This window comes from Streptacidiphilus albus JL83 (assembly GCF_000744705.1).
Taxonomy (GTDB): domain Bacteria; phylum Actinomycetota; class Actinomycetes; order Streptomycetales; family Streptomycetaceae; genus Streptacidiphilus; species Streptacidiphilus albus.
Map to the genome: position 1 here is coordinate 7,833,863 of NZ_JQML01000001.1, position 19,638 is coordinate 7,853,500.

Consider the following 19,638-nt stretch of genomic DNA (forward strand, 5'->3'; position numbering starts at 1 on the left):
AGGGTCTCCGTGCTCATGGCCGAAATCCATCGGACTGTCGTCCGCCCGGTCGCAGCTCCGGCGCAGGGGAGCGAACGGAACCGCAGAGGCTTGATCCTCGAACGGGCCAGGTCGTCCGCCGGCTGTGTCCCGGCATTCCTGCCAGGACACAGCGGAAGGGGACTCAGAGGAAGTAGAGGCGGTTGAGGGTGACGGTGTCGGCGGCGTGGGATTGGAGGGGTTCGCCGTCGAGGGTGACGAGTCCGGTGGTGGGGTGGACGTCGATGGTGCCGAGGCGGTGGTTGCGGTGCATGTTGCGGGGGCCGATGTCGCGGGTGTGTTTGACGGGGACGCGGCGGCGGCGGGTGGGGAGGTGGTCGCCGTTGTCGATGGCGGCTTGGGCGACGAAGGCGACGGAGATGTCGGCGGGGGTGGAGCCGTGGGCGCCGAAGAGGGGTCCGAGGACGAGGGGTTCGCAGCGGTCGGTGGAGGCGTTGGGGTCGCCGGTGACGCCGAAGGCGGGGAAGCCGGCTTTGAGGACCATTTGGGGTTTGGCGCCGAAGTGGTCGGTGCGCCACAGGACGATGTCGGCGAGTTTGCCGGGTTCGATGGAGCCGATTTCGTGGGCGAGGCCGTGGGCGATGGCGGGGTTGATGGTGAGTTTGGCGATGTAGCGCAGGACGCGTTCGTTGTCGTCGCCGCTGTTGGTGTCGCCGTAGGAGTCGGTGCCGTCGAGGGGGCCGAGTTCGTGTTTCATTTTGCCGGCCATGGCGAGGGTGCGGCGGACGGTTTCTCCGGCGCGGCCCATGCCTTGGGCGTCGCTGCTGGTGATGCCGATGATGCCGAGGTCGTGGAGGATGTCTTCGGCGCCCATGGTGCCGGCGCGGATGCGGTCGTGGGCCATGGCGGCGTCGCCGGGGAGGTCGGTTTTGAGGTCGTGGGCGGAGACGATCATGCCGAAGCCTTCGCCGAGGGCGTCGCGGCCGTAGGGGAGGGTGGGGTTGGTGCTGGAGGCGATGATGTTGGGGACGCCGGCCATTTTGAGGACGTTGGGGACGTGTCCGCCGCCGCAGCCTTCGATGTGGTAGGCGTGGATGGTGCGTCCGGCCAGGACGGCGAGGGTGTCTTCGACGGAGAGGCATTCGTTGAGGCCGTCGGTGTGGAGGGCGACTTGGACGTCGTGGTCGTCGGCGACGCGGAGGGCGGTGTCGAGGGCGCGGGTGTGGGCGCCCATGTCTTCGTGGACTTTGAAGCCGCAGGCGCCGCCTTCGGTGAGGGCTTCGGTGAGGGGTGCGGGGTTGCTGGAGGAGCCGCGGGCGAGGAAGCCGATGTTGACGGGCCAGGCGTCGAAGGCGTTGAAGGCGTGGCGCAGGGCCCAGGGGGAGTTGACGCCGACGCCCCAGACGGGTCCGAATTCCTGGCCGATGATGGTGGTGGTGCCGGAGGCGAGGGAGGCTTCCATGATGCGGGGGGAGAGGAGGTGGACGTGGGTGTCGATGGCGCCGGCGGTGGCGATGAGTCCTTCGCCGGAGACGATGGTGGTGCCGGTGCCGACGGTGATGTCGATGTTGTCGAGGGTGTCGGGGTTGCCGGCGCGGCCGATGGCGGTGATGCGGCCTTCGCGGATGCCGATGCTGGTTTTGCGGATGCCTTGGACGGCGTCGATGAGTAGGACGTTGGAGATGACGAGGTCGCAGGTGTCGCGGACGGCGGCGGCTTTGAGGTGGAGTCCGTCGCGGGCGGTCTTGCCGAATCCGGCGAGGAACTCGTCGCCGGGGTGTTGGGAGTCGGACTCGACGCGGACGATCAGTCCGGAGTCCCCGAGCCTGACCCGGTCCCCCGCCCGCGGACCGTGCACCGCGATGTAGTCGAGCGGGTCGGTCGACTCAGCGGCGACAGCGCCGGCCCGGCCGTGGCAGCCTGCGGTGTCGGTATGACGTCCAGTCACGATCCGGCCTCCGTGTACTCGGTGAGGTAGCCCGTGGCGCGGGCCTTGGTGAGGGCGGCCTCGCGGGCGCCGGGGGCGTCCAGCGGGCCGTCGACCAGTCCGGCGAAGCCGATGGCGATCCGCGCGCCGCCGATCGGCAGCAGTCCGACCTCGACCGTCGTACCGACGTCGAAGCGGACGGTGGAGCCGGCCGGGACGGCCAGTCGCATCCCGTACGCGGCGGAGCGGTCGAAGGCCAGCCGTGGGTTGGCCTCGAAGAAGTGGAAGTGCGAGGAGACGCTGATCGGCACCGCCGCCCGGTTGCGCACCGGCAGCCGCACCACCGGCGCGGCGGGCTCGTAGCCCGCGCCGTCGCCGGGGATGGCCGCGCCGGGGGCGTCCGGGCCGAGCGGGACCGCGCCGTGGAACGGGCTGTCGATGACGCAGAGCCGGGTGCCGTCGTCGAACACCGCCTCCACCTGGAGCTGGGTCAGCACGTCCGGGACGCCGGGCAGGACGTCGTCCGCGCCGAGCACGGCCCGCCCGGCGGCGATGGCCTCGGCCAGCCGGCGGCCGTCACGGGCCGCCTCGCAGACGGTGTCCGCTATCAGCGCGCTCGCCTCCGGGACGTTGAGGCGCAGCCCGCGCGCGCGGCGGGTGCGGGCCAGTTCGGCCGCTGTGAAGATCAGCAGCCGGTCCCGCTCGGTCGGTATCAGTCGCATGGTGCCTCGTCTGGGAGGGAGTTGAGAGGTGGGATGGAGAGGGACCGTCAGGCGGCGGGGGTGCCGGGCTGGTCGTGGGTGGAGCAGTGGTGACGTCGCGCAGCAGTCGGGCATCGCCCTGTGCCTGCACTGTGCCACTGACTGAAAAGTCAGTCAAGAATGACGACGCGCACCACCGGCCGGGTGAGCCAGGGTGAGCCAGGGCGTGCCCGGGGGCGCTACGGGCGGCTCAGCTCCAGGTCGATGGCCTCGCGGAGCAGTCGCCGGGCGTGGTCGAGCGGGATCGAGCCGCTGTGCCAGCGCACGCTCAGCCCCTCCAGCAGGCAGGTCAGCCGCTCGGCGGCGGCCGCGTGCGCCGGGGCGGTGCCGGCCGGGCGGGCCTGGCCGAGCAGCTCGGCGATCTCGTGCACCCAGCTGAGCGTGGCCTTGGCCAGGTCCTCGCGGAGCTCGGGCTCGAAGGCCGCGCTGGCCCGGAGCTCCCCCCAGGCGATGCTGTTCTCGCGGACCTCCGGGACGTCCTGGAGCTCCAGCAGCAGGGCCTGCTCCAGGTCGGTCCGCGGGTCGGGCTCGCCGGTGCCGGCGTCCCGCTCGGCGGTGTAGCGGTCCGCGCGGTCGTTGATGAACTCCAGCGTCCGGTGCAGCAGGCCGGCCCGGTCGGTGAAGTGGTAGTAGATCAGCGCGACGGACACCTCCGCCTCTGCCGCGAGTTCGGCCACGCGCAGGCCGCGCACGCCCCGGCGGGCGATGACGCGGGTGGCGGCCCTGAGGATCTCGGTTCGACGGTCTGGCACGGGCCTACTCTAGTCGGACGAGCGCACAACCTGATTGTTCTTTCAGAATCCGGGCCGGATCCGGGATTCCGCCGGGTGGAACGCGGCGGCGGCAGGGGAGTCCGACGGTGCCCATGTCCGGATTCACCGGCTATGACGGCAATAGAATGGACAAGGAATCCCGCCCTCCATGTATTGACTGAAGTTTCAGTTCGGTGCAGGATTCGGGGCACCACCGCTCCTGTCCCACTGCCGGTGAGGGTTTTCGGGCCGGCGGGCCCGAGCCCGGCCCACCGCCGACAGGACTGCAACAGGGCCGGAAGCGGCCGGAACACCTGAACCGAACCGACAGTGCGCAGCAACCGCGCACAAGGGGAGAACCACCATGACTCTGCGTATGCCCGCCGAGTGGACCGAGCACGAGCGCTGCCTGATGGCCTGGCCGACCCGGGCCGAGCTGTGGGGCGACGCCCTGGAGGAGGCCCGGAGCGAGTACGCCCAGGTGGCTCGCGCCATCGCCGGGTTCGAACCGGTCACCATGGTCGCCTGCCCGGGGCAGGGCGCGGACGCCGCCGCCCGCTGCGGGGAGGGCGTCGAGGTGCTGGAGCTGCCGATCGACGACTCCTGGTTCCGCGACTCCGGACCGATCTTCGTGACCGGTCCGGACGGCGAGCGCGCCGGGGTGGACTTCCGCTTCAACTCCTGGGGCGAGAAGCACTTCCCCTGGGACACCGACGACCGGATCAGCGCCGCGCTGCTGGAGCACTTCGGCGTCACCCGCCACGAGTCCTCGATGATCCTGGAGGGCGGGGCGATCACCGTGGACGGGGAGGGCACGCTGATCACCACCGAGCAGTGCCTGCTCAACCCCAACCGCAACCCGGGGCTGAGCCGGGAGCAGATCGAGGCCGAGCTGATCGCGCGGCTCGGCGTCACCAAGGTGATCTGGCTGCCCTACGGCGGCCTGGACGACTACGAGACCGACGGGCACGTCGACGGCGTCTGCGCCTTCGTCGCCCCCGGCAGGGTCGTGGTGCAGCTGCCGAGCGACCCGGCCCACCCCGACTTCGAGCGGATGCGGGCCAACCGCGCCGTGCTGGAGACGGCGACCGACGCCCGAGGGGAGCGGCTGGAGATCGTCGACCTGCCGCAGAGCGCGTTCGTCGACGTCGAGGGCAAGCGCACGGAGGTCGGCTACCTCAACTTCTACATCGCCAACGGCGGGGTCGTCGTCCCGGTCGCCGGGGTGCCCGAGGACGAGGCGGCGCTGGCCGTCATCGCCGCCGCGCTGCCGGGACGCAAGGTCGTCGGCGTCCGCTCCCGGGTGATCGCCTTCGGCGGCGGCGGCGTCCACTGCATCACCCAGCAGGTGCCGGTGGGCGGGTCCGCCGGCTGAGCCGTCCCGCCCCGCCGCACCTCCGTCCCGTCCGTCGTCCGTCGTCCGTCGCGCGTGAGAGCGAGAGCACCGATGCCAAGAATCCTGCCCCGGCCCGTACCGGGGCACCGGTCCCATGGATCCCGTCGCCGTCTCGGCGCCGCCTGCGCGGCGGCGGCCGCTCTCGGGCTGGTGGCCGCCTGCGCCGGGCCGCCCGCCGGCACCGCCGCCGGGAACGCCGAGGCCTTCAAGCTGTCGGCGTCCACCCCCGTCCCCAAGGGCGACCTGGCCTCGTTCAGCTGGGCCATGTACGCGGAGCCGCTGACCCTGGACTACGCGATGGCCTTCGACTACCCGTCGAACACCATCCTGGCCAATGTCTGCGAGAGCCTGATGAAGTGGACGCCGCAGCTCAAGGAGGTGCCGGGGCTCGCCGAGAGCGAGGTCAACCCGAACCCGCTCACCTACGTCTACAACCTGCGCCCCGGCGTCCACTTCGACGACGGCAGCGTGATGACCTCCGCCGACGCGGTCTACAGCCTCGACCGGCAGCTGAACCCCAAGATCGGGGCGGCCTGGGCGGGCGTCTTCCAGAACGTCGCCTCGATCACCGCCACCGGTCCGCTCCAGGTCACGGTGAAGCTGAAGTCCCCGGACGGGCTGTTCCCGCAGTACATGGCCACCGCCGCCGGGGTGGTGGCGAGCGAGAAGGGGATCGAGGCGGCCGGCGCCAACTGGGGCAGCTCCGCCCTGGACTGCACCGGCCCCTACAAGCTGGGCGCCTGGAACAAGGGCCAGTCGATCGAGCTCGACCGCTTCGCCGACTACTGGGGGACCCCGGCCAAGTCCGCGAAGGTGGTCTTCGACTTCCTCACCGACCCCTCCGCGCGCACCAACGCGATGCTCACCGGCGCGGTCGACGGCGGCTACCTGATCCCGACCGAGAGCTACCAGCGGCTGCGCGACAGCGGTGTCGGCACCCTCTACTTCGGCGAGAGCCTGAGCACCGACAACGTCAACATCACCAATATGAAGGGCGTGCTCGGCGACCCCCGGGTGCGGCAGGCGCTGTCGCTGGCGCTGGACCGCGCCGGTTTCGTCAAGCAGGGCCTGGCCGGCAACGGCACCGTCACCGACGCCCTCACCGACCGGGCGGCCTGGGCGGGCGCCGACCCGGCCACGCTGAAGGCCGCCTTCGACGACCTGCCGTCGACCACGCCGGACCTGGCCAGGGCCAAGCAGCTGATCAAGGAGGCCGGCGCCACCGGCAAGACGGTCACCGTCGCCACCAGCCCGGTCGGCCAGGACGTCTCGCTGCTGGCCACCGCCGTCCAGGCGGCGGGCACCGAGATCGGCCTCAACGTCCAGGTGAAGACCATCGCCCCGGACGCCTTCTCGGCGCTGTTCACCGATCCCAACGCCCGGGTGGGGATCGACATGTTCCCCGAGACCTACTACCTGTCCATCACCGACCCGATGGACCTGCTGGTCAACTTCGAGACCGGCAACTACCAGAACTTCGCCGGCTACAGCAATCCCGGCTACGACAAGCTGGTCGAGCAGGCCACCGCGACCGAGAACGCGACCCAGCGGCTCGCCATCGAGGCCAAGCTCCAGCAGATCGCCTCCGAGCAGAACCTCTGGATCCCGGTCGCCAACTGGCCCGACGCGCTGTTCATGAACAAGCGGATCACCGGCGCGCCGACCACCATCGCCTACCTCTACTACCCGTGGGCCGCCGATGTCGGGGCCGCGAGATGACCTTCCTGCGCTTCGCCGCCCGAAGGCTGGCGGAGATGGCCGCGACCCTGCTGGCCGCCTCCTTCGTGATCTTCGGCGCGATGTACCTGGCCCCGGGCAACCCGGCGAGCTTCCTGCTCTCCGGCCACTCGGACAACGCCTCGGCGCTCCAGGCCATCGACGCCGAGTACCACCTCGACCAGCCGTTCTGGGAGCAGTACCTGCGCTGGCTCGGCCAGATCCTGCACGGCGACTTCGGCCGCTCCATCGACTACCGCACCCCGGTCTCCACCCTGCTCGCCGCCCGACTGCCGAGCACCCTGCTGCTGGTCGGCATGGCGCTGGTGCTGGTCGTGGTCATCGGCCTGGCGCTCGGCTGGATCAGCGCCGTGCGCGGCGGCCGCACCGACGCCACCGTCCTGGTCACCACCACCTTCGCGGTCGGCACCCCCTCCTTCGTCGCCGCCGTGCTGCTCCAGGGCCTGTTCGCGGTGAAGCTGGGCTGGTTCCCCAGCGGCGGCAGCGGCACCGGATTCGTGCAGATGGTCTGGCACCTCACCCTCCCCGCCATCGCCCTCGCGCTCTACCTGATCGGGATGCTGGCCCGGGTCACCCGCAGCGCCATGCTCGAAGCCCTCGGCCACGAGCACGTCACCGTGGCCCGCAGCCGGGGCGTCCCCGAACGGCAGGTGATCCGTCGTCATGTCTTCCGCAACTCGCTCGGCACCGTGCTCACCATGGGTGGGCTGATCATCTCCACCCTGCTGATCTGCACCGTCCTGGTCGAGACGGCGTTCAGCGTCAACGGCATCGGACAGCTGCTCGACCTGTCCACGACCACCAAGGACTTCCCCGTGGTGCAGGCCATCTCCCTGATCATCGTCGCCATCTTCATGAGCGTGAACCTGGTCGTCGACCTGCTCTACCCGCTGGTCGACCCCCGGGTCGCGCTCGGCGCACGGAGGGCGGACGGATGACCACCGCACTCCTGCACCGACCGGGCCTGGCCCGGATCCGGACCAGCCGCTCCTGGCTCTACCTGCTCTGCCTCGGCTTCGTGGGCGTGATCGTCCTGGTCGCGCTGCTCGCCCCGTGGCTCTCGCCGCACGACCCCAACGCGGTCGACCTGGGCAACGCCCTCGCCGGGCCGTCCGGCTCCCACCCGCTCGGCGTCGACGGCTCCGGCCGGGACACCCTCTCCCGGCTGATGACCGGGGCCAGGACCTCGCTGCTCGGCCCGCTGGGGGTGGTGGTCTTCTCCACCGTCGCCGGTGTGGCCGTGGGGTTGGCGGCAGGCTGGCGCGGCGGCTGGCTGGACTCGGTGCTCTCCCGGAGCACCGAGCTGGTCTTCGCCTTCCCCGGGCTGCTGCTGGCGATCCTGATCGTCTCCATCTACGGCGAGGGCCTGTTCGCGCCGGTGGTCGCCCTCGGCGTCGCCTACCTGCCCTATGTCAGTCGGCTCACGCGCTCGCTGGTGCTCGCCGAGCGCGAGCGCCCCTACATCGAGGCGTACCGGGTCCAGGGGCACTCCGCCCTGCAGATCTGCCTGCGCCACGTCCTGCCCAACATCGCACCGGTGGTGCTGGCCCAGTCCACGATCAACTTCGGCTACGCCCTGATCGACCTGGCCGGCCTCTCCTTCCTCGGCCTCGGGGTCCCCGCACTGACCCCCGACTGGGGGCGGATGGTCTTCGACGGGGAGACCGCGATCCAGAGCGGCTACCCGCTCTCCGCGATCCTGCCCTGCGTGGCGATCGTGCTCACGGTCGTCGCCTTCAACGTCGTCGGCGAACACTGGGCCGACCAGGTCGCCCGGAGGGACAGATGAACGAGGGACCGATGAGGGAGGGACAGATGAACGAGGGACCGATGAGGGAGGGACCGATGAGCGAGGGACCGATGAACCCCGTGCTGGACATCCGAGGGCTGCGGCTGCACCTGCCGAAGACCGCCCGCCCGGTCCTGGACGGCGTCGACCTCACCGTCGCCGAACGGGAGACGGTCGCCCTGGTGGGGGAGTCGGGCTCCGGCAAGACCCTCACCTCGCGCAGCGTGCTGCGGCTGCTGCCGCCCGGCGCCACCACCGAGGGCGTGGTCGACGTCCAGGGCGAGTCCGTCCTCACCATGGACCCGGCCGGGCTCCGGCGGCTGCGCACCCACACCGCCGCCATGGTCTTCCAGGACCCCAGGGCCGCGATCAACCCGCTGCGCCGGATCGGCGACTTCCTCACCGAGAGCCTGCGGCTCAACGCCGACCTACCGGCCGCCGACGCCGACCGGCGGGCCGGTGAACTGCTGGAGGCCGTCGGTCTCAGCGGCCGGGCGCTGCGGCAGTACCCGGGCCAGCTCTCCGGCGGCATGCTGCAGCGGGTGATGATCGCGGCGGCGCTGATGGGCGACCCGGTGCTGATCCTGGCCGACGAGCCCACCACCGCGCTGGACGTCACCACCCAGGCCGAGGTGGTCGCGCTCCTCGGCGACCTGCGCGAGCGCTTCGGGACCGGGCTGCTCTTCGTCACCCACGACCTGGGCCTGGCCGCCGCCATCAGCGACCGGGTGTACGTCATGTACGCCGGCCGGATCGCCGAGACCGGACCGGCCGAGGCGCTGTTCAACCGGCCGCGCCACCCCTACACCGCCGCGCTGCTGGCCTCGACCCCGCGGCTGGACGCGCCGCCCGGGCGGCTGGCCGCCATCGACGGCCGACCGCCCAGCCTGCAGGAGGAGCTGACGGGGTGTCCGTTCGCCCCGCGCTGCGCCTTCGCCACCCAGGTGTGCACCGAGGAGATGCCGCCCCCGCTGCCGGTGCGGGGCGAGCCGAACCGGCTCGTCGCCTGCCACCACAGCGACCGGCTCGCCGACCAGCTCGCAGGGAGAACCGTCCATGAGTGAACCAGCCGTGCAGGACGCGCTGTCCGCCGCCGAACCCGTCCTGGAGGTGACCGGGCTGCACCGGGCCTTCGGCAGCGTCCGGGCGGTCGACGACGTCTCGTTCACCCTGGCCAGGGGCGGTTCACTGGGCATCGTGGGCGAGTCGGGCTCCGGCAAGACCACCACCGCCCGGATCGTCGTCGGTCTGGAGCGGGCCGACTCCGGCCGGGTCCTGGTCTGCGGCCGGGACCGGGCCGGACACGGCGGCCGGGCCGGCCACGGCCGGGCCGAGCGGCTGCGCCGGGCCCGCGAGGTGCAGATGGTCTTCCAGGACCCCTTCCTCTCGCTGGACCCGCGCACCACCGTGGGCGGCGTGCTGCGGGAGACACTGCGGCTGCACTTCCCGGGGGACCGGGCCGGCCACGAGCGGCGCACCGGCGAGCTGCTGGACCAGGTCGGCCTGGGCAGCCGGGAGGCCGGCGCGCTGCCCCGGCAGCTCTCCGGCGGCCAGCGCCAGCGGGTCGCCATCGCCCGTGCGCTCGCGGTCGAGCCCGCCGTCCTGGTCCTGGACGAGGCGGTGGCCGCGCTCGACGTCTCGGTGCAGGCGCAGATCCTCAACCTGCTGGCCGACATCCGCGAGCAGACCGGCATCGGCTACCTGTTCATCACCCACGACCTGGGGGTGGTGCGCTGCGTCACCGACGACGTGATCGTGATGCGGAACGGCCGGATCGTCGAGGCCGGTCCCACCGTCGGCGTCCTCGCCGACCCGCAGCACCCCTATACCCGGCTGCTGCTGGACTCCGTCCCGCGCCCGGGCTGGGACCCCCGGCAGATCGCCGAGGCCCGCCGCGCGCTGTAGCGGCGCGGGGCGCTGCGGCCGTACCGCCGGACGGCGGCACGCGGCGCGCCGCCGCCGGGCCCGCTCGGCATAGTGGGAGGCGCACTGTGATCATCCCCAGCGCCGGATGCCGGAGGCCGCCGTGAGTCAGGACCACCCGTCCCGCCGTACCGTGCTGCGCTCCGGGACGGGCCTGGCCGCCGCCGTGCTGCTGGCCGGCTGCAGCTCCTCGTCCGACTCGACGGATCAGCCGACGGACCGGGCCGCAACCGCCCCGGCCTCGGCGAGCCCGGCGGCCGGGACCGGGTACGCGATGCCCGCCGAGTGGCTGCCGCACGAGCGGACCTTCATGGCCTGGCCGGCCCTGACCGAGGTCTGGGGCGACCAGCTCCCGGCCGTGCGGCAGGACATCGTCCATGTCGCCCAGGCCATCGCCCAGTACGAGCCGGTGGTGCTGATGGCGCGTCCGGACCAGAGCGACGACGCGCAGCAGCAGCTCGGCGACACGGTCGAGGTGATCCCGCTGCCGGTGGACGACCTGTGGGCCCGGGACACCGGGCCGACCTTCGTCACCGGCCCGCAGGGGCTGGCCGGGGTCGACTTCAACTTCAACGGCTGGGGCAATAAGCAGACCCATGCCAATGACAGCCTGGTCGCCCGGAACCTGCTGGCCAAGTACGGGATCCGCCGCTTCCCGGCGTCGATCGTGACCGAGGGCGGGGCGATCGAGGTCGACGGCCAGGGCACGCTGATGGCCACCGAGAGCTCGATGGTCAACCCCAACCGCAACCCCGGCAAGAGCCGCGACCAGATCGAGTCCGAGCTCAGGGCCAGGCTCGGGGTGACCAAGGTGATCTGGTTCCAGGGCGTCATCGGCCAGGACATCACCGACTGCCACATCGACGCCCTGGCCCGGTTCGTCGAGCCGGGAGTGGTCGCCCTGCACCGGCCAGGACCCGGCACGCCCCCGGACATCTGGTCCCGGGCGTCCGACCAGGCCCTGCAGGTCCTCTCCACGGCCACCGACGCGCACGGCCGGAGCCTGCGGGTGGTCGACCTGATCGAGCCCGACTTCGACAAGATCACCGGAACCGGCTCGGACTTCCTGGCGACCTACCTCAACTACTACGTCTGCAACGGGGCGGTGATCATGCCCGTCTTCGGCGACCAGTCGGCCGACGACGCGGCCGCCGGCACCCTGGGCGACCTGCACCCGGGCCGCGACATCGTGCGGGTCACCATCAACGCCATCGCGGCCGGCGGGGGCGGCATCCACTGCTCCACCCAGCAGCAGCCGCAGCTCGCGGGCGCGTCGGCCGCCCCCTCCTGAGGCCGGTCCGACGGCTGCTCAGGAAGGTGCCGGTTCAGGAGGCAGCCGGGTACTCGGCGCCCCGGGCGAGTCCGTGGATCAGCGCGCGGACCACCGAGGGGGTGTCGATCTCCGCGTTCAGCGAGCGGATCGCCGCCATCCCGTCCACCGCCGAGGCCGCCGCGTCGCCCAGCGGCTGCGGGTCGACGCCGTTGCCCAGCTCCTCGGCCAGCACCCGGAACAGGGCGACGAACGCGGCCCGCCAGCGCCGGTACTCGGCCTCCCAGCTCTCGCGCACCCGGGCGTCGTTCTGGGCGAACCAGTGCACCGAGGTGTAGAGCGGCGCCAGGTCGTCGCCCTCGGGCTCGCTGAAGAACTCGATCACCCGATCGGCCCGCTGCGCGAAGCTGCCGGGCAGCGCCACCGCCTCCTCCAGCGGGAGGATCCACTCCGGCCTGATGTCCTCGACCACGGCCAGGATCAGGTCGGTCCGGTCGGCGAAGTGGTAGTGGCACATCCCGTGAGTCACCCCGGCCCGCGCGGCGACATTGCGGGTGGTGAACGGGACCTCCTGGTCGGCCATCAGCAGCCGGGCCGCCGCGATCAGCCGGGCCCGGGTCTGCTCGCCCTTCGCCGAGGTACGCGGCTTCGCGGCGCGGACGGTGCCGTCCACGGCCGGGGGGTTGACGGGTCGAGCTTCCTTCGCCTGCGTAGCCACGGCCCCAACTCTAGTCAGCCGTCGGCCGGGCGCGCGCGAACGGGCCGCCGGGACCGAACGCCAGCCGGGCGAAGTTCTCGCCGATCCGGCGGTGCGCCGCAGGGTCGGGGTGGACCTCGTCGGGCAGCGGCAGTTCGCGGTAGTCCGCCTCGCCGTAGAGCTCGCGGCCGTCGAGGTGGTGCAGGTTCGGGTCCTCGGACGACCGCTGTTCGACGATCCGGGCGAGCTCGTCGCGGATGACGTTGAGCGTCAGCCGCCCGGCGGCGCGCTCGGCCGGGTCGCCGGTGGCCTTGAACCGCACGGTCCCGCCGTCGAAGTCGGGTGCGAGCGGGCCCGGGGTGTCCTCGTGCACCGGGCACAGGACGGCGGAGACCACCAGCAGCGGCGCGGTGGGATGTCCCTCGCGGATGGTGTCGAGGAAACCGTGGACGGCGGGGGAGAAGGCACGCAGCCGCATCGCGTCGGCGTTCACGGTATTGATGCCGATCTTGACGCTGATCAGGTCCGCCGGAGTGTCCCGCATGGCGCGGGCGGTGAACGGGTCGAGCAGTGCGCCGCCGCCGAAGCCCAGGTTGACCAGCTCCACCGCGCCCCGGGCAGCGGCCAGCGCGGGCCAGGTGCCGGTCGGGTGGGCGGCGTTCGAACCGTGGCTGATCGAGCTGCCGTGGTGCAGCCACACCGGGCGCCCGCTCGCCGGCGCCGGCTCGACCGGGGCGTCGGTGCGCAGTGCGACCAGCTCGGTGATCTCGGTGTGGGGGAGCCAGATCTCGACGTCCTTGTCACCGGTCGGCAGCCCGGTGAACCGGGCGGTACCGGGCGGCCCCTGGTGCAGTTCGACGGCGCCGGTGGCCAGGTCGACGGTGCGGAGCCGGCCGCCGTCCACCGTTGTCTGGGCGGTGAGCCGACCGTCGACCAGCAGGTCGTAGACGCCGTCCGCCGGGGTCGGCAGACCGAGGTAGGCCCGCTTGGTGGGCAGGGTGTCCAGTTCGACGGCGGTGGCCCTGGTGCGGAAGACCAGCCGCACGCCGGACGGCTGGGCCTCGGCCATGGCCAGCTGCTCGTCCGGGATCTGCCGCCGGGCCCGGGCCGGCAGCCGGTGCGGCAGCAGGCCGTGCGCGGTGCGCTCCAGGTCGAGGGCGCCGCGCAGGAGGTCCGCGGTGACGGGGGTGGTGATCCAGTCGTGCTCGGTGCTCATTGCCTCACCCGGTACTCGAAACATCGTCATCATGCTTTTCAGCTAAAGACATCATGTACTTGCCTAAGGGATTTAGGCAAATGGACTGTCATGCTCGGGCTGTGAAAACTATTGACCGAGCGCATGGTCAGTTATAACTTCGCGGAGCCGGGGGAGAACCCGCCGGCACGTGACGGGAGGCCAGAGATGACCGAAGAGCGACACCCTGACGAGACGTCGGCGGCGACAGGCGGCGAGGGCCGGGTCCGGCCCGTGGACCGGAGGCGGTTCCTGACGCTCGCCGGGCTGACCACCGCCGGGGCGGCCTGGGCGGTGAGCGGCGGGCTCCAGGCCGCGCAGGCCGCCGCGGTCGGCCGGCGCGCCGCGACGGGTGCGACGGGTGCGACGGGTGCGAGCGGCGCGAGCGCCGCCACTGCCGGGGGGTACGCGGTGCCGCTCGACAGCACGCCGCACACCCGGACCTGGATGGCCTGGCCCGACAGCAAGGCCATCTACGGCCGCAAGCTGGCCGGGATGCAGGCCGACATCGCCCTGATCGCCAACACCATCGCCGACTACGAGCCGGTCTACCTGCTCGCCAACGCGGCCAGCGTCACCACCGCCAAGCGGGCCTGCACCAACCCCAATGTCACCGTGATCGGGTCCATCCCGATCGACGACTGCTGGATGCGCGACTCGGGCCCGATCTTCCGCACCAACGGCTCCGGCGGCCTGAACGCGGTCGGCCTCAACTTCAACGGCTGGGGCAACAAGCAGACGCACGCCAACGACGCCCTGGTCGCCGGCCGGGTCGCCGCCTACGTCGGGGTGGGCTTCACCGCCGCCGGCTTCGTCAGCGAGGGCGGGGCGATCGAGACCGACGGCGCCGGCACCCTGATGGCCACCAAGAGCAGCATCATCAACTCCAACCGCAACCCGAACATGACCCAGGCCCAGATCGAGGCCGCGATGGAGGCGGCCTACGGCGCCTCCGAGGTGATCTGGTTCACCGGCATCGTCGGCCAGGACATCACCGACGACCACGTGGACGCGACCTCGCGCTTCCTCGCGCCGGGGGCCGGGCTGGTGCAGACGCCGAACCCGGCCGACCCGGCGGACATCTGGTCCAAGGACGAGCAGCAGCAGTACAACACCCTGTCCGCCGCCGACGACGCCGCCGGGGACCGGATCGAGGTCACCGCCCTGAAGTCGCCCGACTACAACCTGATCCGCGCCACCAGCGTGAACTTCGTCGACTCCTACGCCAACTACTACGTCTGCAACGGCGCCGTGATCTCCGCGCAGTTCGGCGACGCCACCGCCGACGCCAATGCCGCGGCGGTGCTCACCTCGCTCTTCCCGGACCGCGACATCATCCAGCTCAACATCGACAACCTGGGCAACCAGGGCGGCGGCATCCACTGCGTCACCCAGCCGCAGCCCATCGCGTAGCCGGTCCGCCCGCCCGTCGTGCCGGCCGCCCGACCCTCGGTCAAGGCTCCCGGAGCCGGACCGGGGGGACGGCGCCGACCGCTGCCCGCTCACCGGCCGCGCCCGGCTCTCCTGCCGGTGCGCCGCCGAGCCGGGCGGTGGCGGCGGCGCGGACCTCCGCGTCCTCCAGCGGGTCCTCCCGCAGCTCGGCCAGCCGTCGGCGGGTGGGCGGGACCAGCGGCACCTGCTGGACGGCGATCAGGCGGACGTCGCTCTCGCAGTCCCACAGCCCCTGCCAGAGCGTCCGTTCGCTGTCGCGGCGGTCGATGGCCAGCCAGGCCCGGAGCGCGTGGGCGCGTTCGTAGGAGTGCGGGGTCCAGCGCAGCAGCCCGCGCAGCGCCGGGAGCGCACAGCTCGCCGCGGCGCCCTGCCGGGCCAGGCCGTCGGCGAGGTGGGTGTAGCCGCACCAGGCGTCGGCGCGCTGCAACCGCCGCCAGCCGGCCATCAGCAGCGGGACGTCCTGCTCCGTGCCCCGGTCGGCGACGACCGAGAGGCCCAGACCCCGGAGCGGGGACCCGGGGTCGGCGGACCAGAGCCGGGCCTGCGGCAGGGCGAGCGCGCCCTGGGCGAAGATCGCCCGGCGCAGGCCGGTGAGCGGCCGGGGCGGCTTCCCGGTGGTCAGGGAGGGGGCGAGCTCCAGCAGTTCCGGCCGCGGCGGCCGGCGAGCGAGCTCGAACAGTGCCTCGCCCTTGGACGCGGGTGACAGGGCCGGGTCGGTCAGCGCAGCCAGCAGCCCGGGATCCTCGGTCTCCCGGTAGGGGCGCGGCCGAGGACGGGGGCCTGCCCACGGCGGGATGCCCTCCGGCTGCCAGCGCTGCCAGGGCTCCCGCCAGGCGAAGAGGTCCTCCCGCTCGGCCGCCGGTCGGGCCAGGCGTGCCAGGGCCGGGTCGCGCAGGCCGTCCCAGCGTTCGACCGGCCAGCCTGCGGCGAGCGCCTCGATCACGTAGGTCCAGCGCTCGCCCTCGCGCAGGTAGCGGAGCAGCTCCGCCTCGGCCCCGCCGTACCCGACCCGGGCCAGCCGGGTGAGGACGCCGACGGTGAGTTCGAAGGCGTGGTCGTCCTCCTCGGGGGCGACCCGGTCGGTGCTCCACAGCTGCGCCGTGATCGGCGCGGTGTCCAGGCCCAGGTCCCGGACCAGCCGGGCCAGGTAGGTCCCGCGCTCGTCGATCTGCCAGTCCCAGCGGTGGTCGCGGCGGATACAGGCGTACACCGCCTCGGCGGCCTGCTGCGGGTCCTTCAGCGCGCGCAGCGCCCCCACGCCGCGCCCGCGCTGGAGGGCGCCCTCCAGGGTGCGGGTGTCCGCGTAGAACCAGCGGTGGGCCGGGACGTCCTCGTCTTCGTTGCTCATCGGGCCCCACCCTGGGTCACGGCGGGCTCCCGGCCAAGCGGTTTTCCGCCGGGGCTCAGTCGGGGAGCCTGCGGAAGAGGCCCTCCTGCATCACCGAGACCACCAGCCGCCCCTGACGGTCGAACAGCTGGCCGCGCGCCAGGCCGCGTCCGCCGACGGCGACCGGCGACTCCTGCTGGTAGAGCAGCCACTCGTCGGCCCGGAACGGGCGGTGGAACCACATCGCGTGGTCCAGCGAGGCCATGTCGAAGTGGCGCTTGCCCCACAGCGGCTCGACCGGCACCCGGACCGCGTCGAGCAGGGTCATGTCGCTGGCGTAGGTGACCGCGCAGGCGTGGATCAGCGGGTCGTCGCCGAGCGTGCCGTTGGTCCGCAGCCACACCGCGACCCGGGGTTCGACGCCCGCCAGCTCCTCCTCGCGCCAGCGCAGCCGCTCCACGTAGCGGAGGTCGAACGGCTGGCGGCGGCTGATGAAGGGCGGGATCTCGCCGAGGACGGCGCCGACCTCGTCCAGCGCACTGGGGAGGTCCTCGGGACCGGGGACCGGGGGCGCAGGAATCTGGTGTTCGAAAGGTGTGGGTTCGGGAAGATGGAAATCGGCGGTGAGTGCGAAGATTGTCCGGCCCTGCTGGACACCCAGTACTCTGCGCGTCGTGAATGACCGGCCGTCCCTGATCCGGTCCACCTGGTAGACGATCGGAACCCCCGGAATCCCCGGCCGCAGGAAGTAGGCGTGCAGCGAATGCACCGGGCGGTGGGCGTCCACGGTGCGCCCCGCGGCGATCAGCGCCTGCCCCGCGACCTGCCCTCCGAAGACCCGCTGCAGCGACTCCTCCGGGCTGCGGCCACGGAAGATGTTGGTGTCGATCCGTTCCAGGTCCAGCAGGTCGACCAGGTTGTCCACGGGATTGCCCATAGCAATGACGCCTCTCGATTGTTCGCTCTCCCGTTCCATTCTTCACTCACGCGCCCCCTTCACGCCGGGCGGGGCGTTTACCGCGAGCCCCGTACCGTCCATCCGAGTGACAGCTCGCGGACACGTTCATGTCGGTATCGGCGCTGGTCAACCGGTTGAGAGCGAAGTATGAACATTTGGTGTTGCTCACGGTCCGGATCGCTCGACGTGTCAAAATGCGCCAGTGCCTCCAGTTTCTGCCGCCGATTCGGCCGACCCGACAATGACCGATACGGCGAATTCCGCAGCTGATGCTGCCCCAGGGGTGTCGGACTCCTCGGGGGCCGCCGGTTCCGCAGCCGTACCCGTGACTCCGGACGTGCCGGAGGAGCCGGTCGAGCCCGCCGGATCGTCCTCGGCCACGTCCTCGGCCACGGCTGCGGCTGCGGCCACGGCCACGCCGTTGGCCATGCCCAAGCCCTTGCTGACCCGCAACCGGATCCGGCTGCGCAAGGCCGTCCGGCTGATCGGCGCGGGCGAGACCACGCCGGGCAGCCTGCGCCGGCCGCCGGCCCAGATGAACCGGATGCTGACCGTGCTGGCCTGTTCCAGCATGCTGATCGGCGCCCAGGACATGTGGAACCGGACCGTCATCAACGAGCACGCCCACGCCATCGTGGTCATGCTCTACTTCGGCTCGATCGTCGTCCTCGGCGTCCTCGGCCTGTCGGTGCGCACCCGACGGGCGATGACCCTGGTCGACGGCGCGGTCCTGGCGGTCGCCGCGTTGGAGTGCGTCAACCGCTTCTACACCCTCACCGCGGCCACCCCGCCGACCACGGTCTCGTCCTCGCACGTCTACTACGGCACCGACGAGGGCTCGCTCGTCCACATGGCGGCCAGGACGCTGCTGCACGGCGGCAGGATCTACGGCACCCAGTGGCCGCAGATCTTCCAGATGTTCCACGTGGGCACCACCCCGCTGATGAACGGCGGCTCCGCCACCGGACTCGACTACCCGCCGCTGGGCGCCATCTTCACCGCCGTGCCGATGGGCCTCGGGCTGTCCCACCCCCCGGCCGGCATCGCCGCCACGGCGATGCTGCTGCTCGCCTCGCTGGTGATGTTCCTGCTGCTGCCGGTCGCCTGGCGGCCGGTCGCGGTGATCGTCTGCTACGGCTTCGGCTGGCTGCCCAACTACGCCGAGATGGGCTACCCGGGCTGCATGGAGCTGCCGTTCCTGCTGGTCACGGTGGCCTACTGGCAGCGGACCGGGCGCAACGGCAAGCTCGGCCGGTGGGGGGTCCTGCAGGCCGTCTGCCTGGGCATCGCCGCCTGCCTGCACCAGCTGACCTGGTTCCTCGCCCCGTTCCTGGTGATCGGCCTCTACCTGATCCGGCGCGGCGAGATGCCGGCCCGGGACGCCTCCCGGGTGGTCGGACGCTACGTCGCCATCGCCTTCGGCGTGGCCTTCGCGATCAACCTGCCGTTCATCCTCCAGGGACCGGTGCCCTGGCTGCGCGGCGTGCTCGCCCCGATACTGCAGAAGGCCATCCCCAGCGGCCAGGGGCTGGTGGGCATCTCGTACTACTTCCGCTCGGGCAGCGGCGACCTCAGCCTCTACAGCGACGCCGGACTGCTGGCCGGGGCGGCGATACTGGTGCTGCTGGTGGTCTTCCCCCGGCGGCTCGGACTGGCCGTCACCGTCATGCCCTGGCTGGTCTTCTACCTGTCGACCCGCTCGCAGGAGGACTACTTCGACCTGACCGTCCCGCTCTGGGTGATGGCGGCGGCGACCGTCAGCGCGGTCGACTTCGACCGGGCCTGGCACCCCCGTCCCGGCCTGCTGCGGACCCGGACGGCGCGGTTCCTGCTGGTGCCGATCGTGTTGGCGCCGGCCGTCCTCGCGCTGGTCGGCGCGGTGGCGACGCCGCCGCCGCTGCGGATGCAGATCACCTCGATGTCCGGCAACGCCGGTCCCGGTGCGCTGGCCATCAGCGACCTGCTGCAGCGGCTCACGGTCCGGGTGACCAACAGCAGCGGCAACACCCTCAGCCCGCACTTCGCCAGCAGTACCGGCTCCACCACCTCGGCCTACTGGCAGGTCCTCTCCGGGCCGGCCGAGCTCTCCCCGGGGGAGAGCGCGACCTACGTCCTGCTGGCGCCCGAGGGCGGCGTCGGCGCCCCGGGCATCTCCGACCGGATCCTGCTGCGCGCGGTCACCCCGGTGCCGATGACCATGAGCACCCAGCTGATCGGCTTCGGCCCGTCCCAGACCACGGTCACCGCGCTGCAGCAGGCGGAGGCGGCGGCCCAGGCGAAGGCCCAGGCGGACGCTGCGGCCCGGGCGAAGGCGCAGCGGCACAAGCACGGGCAGTCGAAGCCGCACACGGGCACCGCCCTCGCCGCACTGCGGTAGCGGACCGGCGGGGGAGCGGTGAGGGGGAGCGGCAGGGGGCGGGGACGGGCCGCAGACCG

The 19,638-nt window shown here is 72.1% G+C and carries 16 protein-coding genes; 9 read left to right on the top strand and 7 right to left on the bottom strand.

Going from position 1 to position 19,638, the window contains the following annotated elements:
- Positions 1-163: 163 nt before the first annotated feature.
- The 3 genes from BS75_RS33965 to BS75_RS33975 all read right to left on the bottom strand — a co-directional run bounded on the left by BS75_RS33965 (position 164) and on the right by BS75_RS33975 (position 3,419).
- Entirely contained in the window at positions 164-1,837 is a 1,674-nt protein-coding gene (locus BS75_RS33965) for an urease subunit alpha (protein WP_231608216.1), read from the bottom strand.
- Positions 1,838-1,923: 86 nt separating this feature from the next.
- Positions 1,924-2,628, bottom strand: a complete 705-nt coding sequence (gene ureA, locus BS75_RS33970) for an urease subunit gamma (RefSeq protein WP_034090963.1) — start codon at positions 2,626-2,628, stop codon at positions 1,924-1,926.
- 218 nt (positions 2,629-2,846) lie between these two features.
- Entirely contained in the window at positions 2,847-3,419 is a 573-nt protein-coding gene (locus BS75_RS33975) for a TetR/AcrR family transcriptional regulator (protein WP_034090964.1), read from the bottom strand.
- A gap of 364 nt (positions 3,420-3,783) precedes the next feature.
- Between BS75_RS33975 and BS75_RS33980 the strand changes: the two genes are divergently transcribed.
- The 7 genes from BS75_RS33980 (at position 3,784) to BS75_RS34010 (ending at position 11,555) form a co-directional block, all read left to right on the top strand.
- Positions 3,784-4,794 carry an agmatine deiminase family protein gene (locus tag BS75_RS33980; RefSeq protein ID WP_034090965.1) on the top strand — a complete coding sequence of 337 codons (1,011 nt, stop codon included), beginning with the start codon at positions 3,784-3,786 and terminating at the stop codon, positions 4,792-4,794.
- 72 nt (positions 4,795-4,866) lie between these two features.
- Complete coding sequence (locus BS75_RS33985) at positions 4,867-6,534, top strand: ABC transporter substrate-binding protein (protein WP_042440856.1); 1,668 nt, start codon at positions 4,867-4,869, stop codon at positions 6,532-6,534.
- Positions 6,531-7,490 (top strand): ABC transporter permease, encoded by a 960-nt coding sequence (locus BS75_RS33990; RefSeq protein ID WP_042440854.1) that lies wholly within the window; start codon positions 6,531-6,533, stop codon positions 7,488-7,490. The genes BS75_RS33985 and BS75_RS33990 overlap by 4 nt, the downstream gene beginning before the upstream one ends.
- Entirely contained in the window at positions 7,487-8,341 is an 855-nt protein-coding gene (locus tag BS75_RS33995) for an ABC transporter permease (RefSeq protein WP_034090966.1), read from the top strand. Before BS75_RS33990 ends, BS75_RS33995 begins: the two co-directional genes overlap by 4 nt.
- Positions 8,342-8,397: 56 nt before the next feature.
- Entirely contained in the window at positions 8,398-9,405 is a 1,008-nt protein-coding gene (locus BS75_RS34000) for an ABC transporter ATP-binding protein (RefSeq protein ID WP_034090967.1), read from the top strand.
- Entirely contained in the window at positions 9,398-10,246 is an 849-nt protein-coding gene (locus tag BS75_RS34005; protein ID WP_042440851.1) for an ABC transporter ATP-binding protein, read from the top strand. The genes BS75_RS34000 and BS75_RS34005 overlap by 8 nt, the downstream gene beginning before the upstream one ends.
- A 121-nt stretch (positions 10,247-10,367) precedes the next feature.
- Entirely contained in the window at positions 10,368-11,555 is a 1,188-nt protein-coding gene (locus BS75_RS34010; protein WP_034094335.1) for an agmatine deiminase family protein, read from the top strand.
- 34 nt (positions 11,556-11,589) lie between these two features.
- On the opposite strand, the gene BS75_RS45150 is transcribed toward BS75_RS34010, so the two are convergent.
- Positions 11,590-12,252 carry a TetR/AcrR family transcriptional regulator gene (locus tag BS75_RS45150; RefSeq protein WP_152646352.1) on the bottom strand — a complete coding sequence of 221 codons (663 nt, stop codon included), beginning with the start codon at positions 12,250-12,252 and terminating at the stop codon, positions 11,590-11,592.
- A 10-nt stretch (positions 12,253-12,262) separates the two neighbouring features.
- Positions 12,263-13,447, bottom strand: a complete 1,185-nt coding sequence (locus tag BS75_RS34020) for a GDSL-type esterase/lipase family protein (protein ID WP_034090968.1) — start codon at positions 13,445-13,447, stop codon at positions 12,263-12,265.
- 186 nt (positions 13,448-13,633) lie between these two features.
- Between BS75_RS34020 and BS75_RS34025 the strand changes: the two genes are divergently transcribed.
- Positions 13,634-14,878 (top strand): agmatine deiminase family protein, encoded by a 1,245-nt coding sequence (locus BS75_RS34025; protein WP_081982901.1) that lies wholly within the window; start codon positions 13,634-13,636, stop codon positions 14,876-14,878.
- A 40-nt stretch (positions 14,879-14,918) separates the two neighbouring features.
- On the opposite strand, the gene BS75_RS34030 is transcribed toward BS75_RS34025, so the two are convergent.
- Together BS75_RS34030 and BS75_RS34035 are read right to left on the bottom strand one after the other, a co-directional pair.
- Positions 14,919-16,265, bottom strand: a complete 1,347-nt coding sequence (locus tag BS75_RS34030; protein ID WP_052070056.1) for a hypothetical protein — start codon at positions 16,263-16,265, stop codon at positions 14,919-14,921.
- Positions 16,266-16,320: 55 nt separating this feature from the next.
- Positions 16,321-17,181: an acyl-CoA thioesterase gene (locus tag BS75_RS34035; protein WP_034090969.1), complete on the bottom strand. Its 861-nt coding sequence runs from the start codon at positions 17,179-17,181 to the stop codon at positions 16,321-16,323.
- Between the two features lie 346 nt (positions 17,182-17,527).
- On the opposite strand from BS75_RS34035, the gene BS75_RS34040 reads away from it, so the two are divergent.
- A complete protein-coding gene (locus BS75_RS34040; protein WP_156164321.1) occupies positions 17,528-19,579 on the top strand; it encodes a hypothetical protein in 2,052 nt (683 codons plus the stop codon).
- The last annotated feature ends 59 nt before the right edge of the window (positions 19,580-19,638 follow it).

What these genes read in the sequence shown, in the direction of transcription:
- BS75_RS34000 (WP_034090967.1), top strand. Translation starts at nt 8,398, where the DNA reads ATGAGCGAGGGACCGATGAACCCCGTGCTGGACATCCGAGGGCTGCGG.
- BS75_RS34005 (WP_042440851.1), top strand. Translation starts at nt 9,398, where the DNA reads ATGAGTGAACCAGCCGTGCAGGACGCGCTGTCCGCCGCCGAACCCGTC.
- ureA (WP_034090963.1), bottom strand. Translation starts at nt 2,628, where the DNA reads ATGCGACTGATACCGACCGAGCGGGACCGGCTGCTGATCTTCACAGCG.
- BS75_RS33995 (WP_034090966.1), top strand. Translation starts at nt 7,487, where the DNA reads ATGACCACCGCACTCCTGCACCGACCGGGCCTGGCCCGGATCCGGACC.
- BS75_RS33985 (WP_042440856.1), top strand. Translation starts at nt 4,867, where the DNA reads ATGCCAAGAATCCTGCCCCGGCCCGTACCGGGGCACCGGTCCCATGGA.
- BS75_RS34035 (WP_034090969.1), bottom strand. Translation starts at nt 17,181, where the DNA reads ATGGGCAATCCCGTGGACAACCTGGTCGACCTGCTGGACCTGGAACGG.
- BS75_RS34030 (WP_052070056.1), bottom strand. Translation starts at nt 16,265, where the DNA reads ATGAGCAACGAAGACGAGGACGTCCCGGCCCACCGCTGGTTCTACGCG.
- BS75_RS34025 (WP_081982901.1), top strand. Translation starts at nt 13,634, where the DNA reads ATGACCGAAGAGCGACACCCTGACGAGACGTCGGCGGCGACAGGCGGC.
- BS75_RS34020 (WP_034090968.1), bottom strand. Translation starts at nt 13,447, where the DNA reads ATGAGCACCGAGCACGACTGGATCACCACCCCCGTCACCGCGGACCTC.
- BS75_RS33980 (WP_034090965.1), top strand. Translation starts at nt 3,784, where the DNA reads ATGACTCTGCGTATGCCCGCCGAGTGGACCGAGCACGAGCGCTGCCTG.
- BS75_RS33990 (WP_042440854.1), top strand. Translation starts at nt 6,531, where the DNA reads ATGACCTTCCTGCGCTTCGCCGCCCGAAGGCTGGCGGAGATGGCCGCG.